Here is an 813-nt window from a genome sequence, read left to right as displayed (position 1 = left end):
TAAAAGATCCTTATTCTGAATATTTAACAAAAGAACAAACGAAATCCTTTAATGAAGGTGTTTCAGGTGATTTTGTAGGTATTGGTGCAGAAATGCAAAAGAAAAATGATCAAATTATGGTTACTAGCCCTATGAAGGGTTCTCCAGCAGAACGTGCTGGCATCCGTCCTAAAGATGTCATTACTAAAGTAAATGGAAAATCAATTAAAGGAAAAGCATTAGACGAAGTTGTCAAAGACGTTCGTGGTAAAGAAAACACTGAAGTAACTTTAACTGTTCAACGAGGCAGTGAAGAAAAAGACGTTAAGATTAAACGTGAAAAAATTCATGTTAAAAGTGTTGAGTATAAGAAAAAAGGTAAGGTTGGAGTTATTACTATTAATAAATTCCAGAATGATACATCAGGTGAATTGAAAGATGCAGTTCTTAAAGCTCACAAAGATGGTTTGAAAAAGATTGTTTTAGATTTAAGAAATAATCCTGGTGGACTACTAGATGAAGCTGTTAAAATGGCAAATATTTTTATCGATAAAGGAAAAACTGTTGTTAAACTAGAAAAAGGTAAAGATACTGAAGCAATTCAAACTTCTAATGACTCGTTAAAAGAAGCGAAAGACATGGATATATCCATCTTAGTGAATGAAGGTTCAGCTAGTGCTTCTGAAGTGTTTACTGGTGCGCTAAAGGACTATAATAAAGCTAAAGTTTATGGGTCAAAAACATTCGGCAAAGGTGTCGTACAAACTACAAGAGAGTTTAAGGATGGTTCATTGTTAAAATATACTGAAATGAAATGGTTAACGCCAGATGGTC

1 protein-coding gene is annotated in these 813 nt (G+C 33.2%); it reads left to right on the top strand.

Going from position 1 to position 813, the window contains the following annotated elements; all coding sequences use genetic code 11:
* On the top strand, window positions 1-813 hold an 813-nt coding region (locus IDG60_RS27805; protein ID WP_206160984.1), incomplete at both ends, for a S41 family peptidase.

The organism is Staphylococcus sp. EG-SA-2 (genome assembly GCF_017152085.1).
Note: the sequence above shows the minus strand (reverse complement) of the source record. Positions and strands in the feature narration are given on the sequence as shown.